This is a genomic window from Planktothrix sp. FACHB-1355, from assembly GCF_014748295.1.
In the GTDB taxonomy this organism is placed as follows: Bacteria; Cyanobacteriota; Cyanobacteriia; order Cyanobacteriales; family Aerosakkonemataceae; genus Aerosakkonema; species Aerosakkonema funiforme_A.
The window spans coordinates 1-4,790 of record NZ_JACJUP010000473.1; the positions used below are offsets into that span (position 1 = coordinate 1).

4 protein-coding genes are annotated in these 4,790 nt (G+C 46.8%); 1 reads left to right on the forward strand and 3 read right to left on the reverse strand.

What is annotated here, in order from left to right:
- The 3 genes from H6S82_RS18635 to H6S82_RS18645 all read right to left on the reverse strand — a co-directional run.
- Positions 1-663, reverse strand: a 663-nt coding sequence (locus H6S82_RS18635; RefSeq protein ID WP_191056533.1) for a Crp/Fnr family transcriptional regulator, incomplete at its 3' end; no start/stop codon positions are given.
- A gap of 422 nt (positions 664-1,085) precedes the next feature.
- Positions 1,086-2,336 (reverse strand): hypothetical protein, encoded by a 1,251-nt coding sequence (locus tag H6S82_RS18640; protein WP_242057009.1) that lies wholly within the window; start codon positions 2,334-2,336, stop codon positions 1,086-1,088.
- A 608-nt stretch (positions 2,337-2,944) separates the two neighbouring features.
- Positions 2,945-4,075 (reverse strand): HetZ-related protein 2, encoded by a 1,131-nt coding sequence (locus H6S82_RS18645; protein ID WP_190469147.1) that lies wholly within the window; start codon positions 4,073-4,075, stop codon positions 2,945-2,947.
- Positions 4,076-4,390: 315 nt separating this feature from the next.
- On the opposite strand from H6S82_RS18645, the gene H6S82_RS18650 reads away from it, so the two are divergent.
- A partial coding sequence (locus H6S82_RS18650) for a PAS-domain containing protein (RefSeq protein WP_206756878.1) occupies positions 4,391-4,790 on the forward strand: 400 nt, incomplete at its 3' end.

Sequence of the window (4,790 nt, forward strand, 5' to 3'; positions counted from 1 at the left end):
CGTCAACTGCCTCAAATTGATCATGTGAATAACTTGACGACCGGGATCGATTTTGAGCCAGCCCTTGCTATCCAGTTTTTCCATAATTTTAGTAGTTTCCTCCACACCTATATCGGACACATCAGCCAAATCTTTGAAAGGAATGTTATAGATTTCCATTCCCTTTTCCGTTGATTGACCGTAGTTTTCTCCCATTGCCACCAAAGTGTTAGCTAACTTGACTGCTGGAGGCTGATGGCGCAGATGAAAGCGATGGTTCATTTGGCGCAGTCGCCGTACCATTACTTGCAGCATCCGATGGTGTAGCTGCGGGTCTTTAAATAACGTTTGAATAAAGCGCTGCGCGTGGACGCTCAGCAAGCGTACCGAAGAGAGGGCAATCACATCGGTAGAACGAGGTGATTCATCCAGAATCGCCATTTCACCAAAAAAATCGCCCTGCCCCAAAATTGCCAGCGTCACACCGTCATCCCCAGTGATGCGCCGGACTTTTACCCAGCCAGATACAAGGAAGTAAACAGCATTACCCCAGGCATCTTCCATAAGAACCGCTCTGCCTGCTGGGTATTCGTGTTCGTCAGCAACCGACAAGAGCCATTCTAAGGTTTCTGGGTTGACAGTGTTAAAAAGCGGGAAAAGTTCACTAAAATCTTCAGTTTGCATGAAAGATCTTAAAAGTAGTAGACCAACATTGGCAGCAGTAATGTCTTCTCCCTTGCTAATGCAAGGATCTGCCATCGTAGCAGCAAAGGCTAGCTGGTATTTTCCCAGTCTAACGATAGCTGGTTTAGAATCAAACGCCTGTGCCGTGCTTCAACAAACCTAACAGTAGGAAATCGCTTCATAACTAGAGGGTATTATTAGTAACCCTATTGGTGTAGGTGCTGTTGCAGGCGATCGCAAAACGTTTCCGTATGCGAAAACCTTCGCAAGGAAAGCATAGCCTTTACGTTAGCGTAGCTTGACGTAGGCATAAGATATCTCTGCGCTGGTATACTTTGCAGCCCGATTCGACTTGTACGCACACTGCCAATAATGTTTCTGGTGTCCGCTTTACTATTGTACTCGCAATAAAGCTTATCCCCTCAACTGGTGGGATTTTCGTCGCTGTTTGACTCAGCTTGCAGCAGCTTTAGGGCTTCCAGCTGTTTGTTCAGGCTCTTGACTAGCTCATCCAGAGCAGGCAAAGCTTCTAATTGTCCTGCTGTCAGAGTAGGATCGATGCGCGTGCGCTTTTGAATTTCATTGAGTTTGGTTTGCAGTTGCTGGGCCATCGTCAAGGCATCGCGACTGAGATTTTCTAGTTGCTGCTGTTGGTAAAACTTCAACGCAGCGCCGCGCAGAACTTGCAGGGTTCCTTCCTCGCCGTGAGTACCGGGCATCACCCGCAAGCGCAATAGCAAACGGTTTTGTTGATAGATCCTCTCTATTTCTACCTGTTTCGGGTGTTCTACCGGAATTAAAGACAAGTGGGTTAAGCGCTTGAGTTCGTTAATGACTCCCTGAAAAACAGCTGCATCCAGCCCTTCCAACACCGACTGCAAAACACCGTTCTGGCTCCACAGAATGCGACCGCTATTTTGATGTCGCTCGAAATAAAGCCGACCGATACCGCCTGCAAGCACTCTGGCGAGCAATTCGTGGAGCAAGTTTTTTGGCGGTAGCGTTGCCAGAACTTCCACCGGACTGGAGATGCGGTCTGCTTGTACTTCCAAGACAGGCAGGCTGTACCCAGAAGGCAGTGCCACAGACATTTGAGAGGGTTTCACTCCGCTCGGCTGTCGCTTTGCAGTCGTCTGATTTGTGATTTGGGCAGGAGCGGGATGTGAATGGCTCGAAGTTGTCGATGGCGGCGGTACAACGTGCGATGAACTTGACACAAAGTCCGATTTGTCTAACTCTTCTGGACTGTCTACAATCAGTGTCGGTCGATCGTGTCGATCTAAGCGATTGTCTGATGCTGAGTTTTGCTGTTTGGCACTGGCTTGCTTCAGCTGTCCCATGTGGTTTAAGTACGCCGATAGCACCGCTTGATGCTGTGTGGCTGTAATTGACTGCGGCACCAACGAGCAATTCATATAAGCTAAAATCCGGCGCACGTAATCTAGAGCCGCAGTATCATCTGGATTCACCATACCTAAATTTAGGTGGGTTCCTTCCAGAGAAATAGGCAGGACTTGATGATACAGACAAGCTTCAAAGGGAAGGATAGTGTCTATTAACCGGAATGTTACTTCATATTTTTCCCTATCCATCCCTTTATCCGATCCAGGTGCCGAAAATTGCTGATAGCTGGTGCGCTTTTGACTAACTGTGTTATGTGCCAAGGGTGCCATAGGTGTTTATTTAAGCTTACTACCATTTCTCACAATCCCAAGGCCGATCGAAAGTTTTGTGCTTTGAGCTTTGAATTGCTGGAGGTGGGTTTAATCACCTTATCTGTTTTTTTGACGAGTCCACTTTGCCAAACTCGTCTATTTTTATACAGATACTTCCTTCACTTCAAAACCTTATACTCATAACTTGGGACTTTCTTGAGGAGCGGTGTTGAAGACTGCGATGCAAAAATGGGGCTCAACAGAGCTACTTTAACTGTCGCAGCCGACAACTGTGTCAGTTTGACCTTTTCACCTAGAAGGTTTGACCCAACCAAGGATTTGTGGTTAGAACACCCTACCCTTCTCTGTTGTTAAATGTCTCTTCTAATACCAAATTGCCATCATTTAGTCAATAGCGTTTATCTCTAAAGAGATATTTCTTTATGTTTATGACTGGAATGAAAGCGCGATCGGTATTAGCCAGCAATAGCACCCTTTTGGATAAGGAGTATATTCTAACTTTTGTTTTATTGAACAGTAAAGCCTTGATAGGTGGCAAACAATACACCCTCTATCATATCTTTCAGCTTTTAAATTTAAAAAAAGCTTTAATTTTTTGTGATGAATTAGGAAGCGCTTCGCTTTTCTTGGGCTGCTAAGTACAGCTTGCTCCATTCGCCCATGACCTGATTGGTTTTCAGGTTCAAGTCTTGGGCGATCGCTTCTAAGGTTTTCCCAGTCGCCAGTTTGTCTAGCAGTCGGCGTTGTTCGTCTGTCAGGCTTTCCTTGTATTCCTGCCACTGCGTTGGCGTCAAACCCAGTCTGTGTTCCTGTAAGGAAGTTTCCAGCCAGTTGGCGACTAACTCCGGTTCCACTTTGAGGCCAAATACTCTGATCGCGTGATAGCTAATTTTTTCGCGCAGCCGATATATTTCTTTGATCGGCTTGTTCAAGGCGCGGGCAATCTCTTCCTGAGAGCGACCTTGGAGATAAAGCTTGAGCCAATCTGTCGCCACTTGGCCCAGGTTCTGGGTCAAATAATGCTCAAATTCCTGTTTTACCGCCGATCGCGCTGCCATTTTTTCTTCCAAGGCTTGCTTTTCTTGATGCAGAGCGATCGCCTGCGCGTCTAGCAGACTCACCGGGTTTTCTGCATCGTCTGGCATCACTTCTTCCGAAACCAAACGCACCAAGTCACCTGTCGGCACTTGGGTAATCCCTCCGCGTCCCGATCGGCGCAAATAGTTCACAAAACGATAAAGCAGCAGCGGTTGGTTGCGTATCGGTCGCAGACAGTATTCTTCCGTACTGGCCAGCAGTAGGGCGTTTCGCAATCGGGAATCTGAGGTGGACTGAGCAATCCAGCCGATTTGCTCCTGCAAGTAGCGATCGCTGTTTAACAATTCTTGAATCACTTCTTGCAGAACGTCCACCACAGCTCGCTGCCGATCGCGAGAAAGCGCCACCCAGGTCTTGATTTTATTTCGCAGCATCACCAGCGAACCCAGCCGACTTATCAAGTTCCGATAAGCTCGCTCTGGCCCCACTTCCAAATAGCGATGCCGTAAAATGCGGTAACGGTAGTCCATCGCTTGCTCGGCAATTATTAACTGGGCCGGGGTTAACGTCTCATAACGCTCCAAATCTTTTCCCAATAGCCAGCTAACGATACTCTCATAAGTTGCCGAGTCGTAGTTCGGACAGTCTACCTGGAGCCGCGATCGCCAACTATCAGCGAGGTTTTCAGCTATTTGCATGGAATCTAGCTCCTCAAGTCCTTATAATCGAGAGTTTGCCTCACAACCTTGTCGATGTATTCACCCACCTGGGTAGTGTTGAGTTTTTCGGTCGTCGGTTTTCGGGTGCTTGTATACCGATTACCAATAGTCGTTTACCGATCGCAAACACCATATCCTGGCAAAATCCCAGAATACACTGAGATTTAGTCGAGGCCACTTCTTGTTTATATCGCCGTCCTCGCACAAGAGGTGTTTTAGATCACAAGTGGCCAGAGAGCAGCCTCACGTATCGGCTATTTTAATATTTGTAAATTTTAATTAAGGGTTTTAAGATTGCTTAACTTAGCTTTTATGGAAACTATGCACCCAGAATCGGTAGAATTGCGTTTAGAAAAATTAAAGCAAGACCAGGAACTCATATTAGATCGAGTGGACAATGCGATCGCTCTGTTCGATTACTCCCACAAACTCGTCTTATTTAATCAGAAGCTTTCTCAGATTTGGGGATTTTCCCCAGAGTGGCTGCAAAGCAAACCCACTTATGAAACTGTTTTTGCCGAGCTGGTAACGCGAGGCTTTTGGTCTGAGGTACAGAAAAAACAGCTCGCTTCTACGATCGAGCCAGCAGAAGTTGAAAACGTTTCCTACTATATAGAACAAAGTAACGGAGTTTCTCTGGAGGTTTACGTCACAGTCACGTCCGATGGCGGACGCCTGTGTACTTTCCGAGATG

What these genes read in the sequence shown, in the direction of transcription:
- H6S82_RS18640 (WP_242057009.1), bottom strand. Translation starts at nt 2,336, where the DNA reads ATGGCACCCTTGGCACATAACACAGTTAGTCAAAAGCGCACCAGCTAT.
- H6S82_RS18645 (WP_190469147.1), bottom strand. Translation starts at nt 4,075, where the DNA reads ATGCAAATAGCTGAAAACCTCGCTGATAGTTGGCGATCGCGGCTCCAG.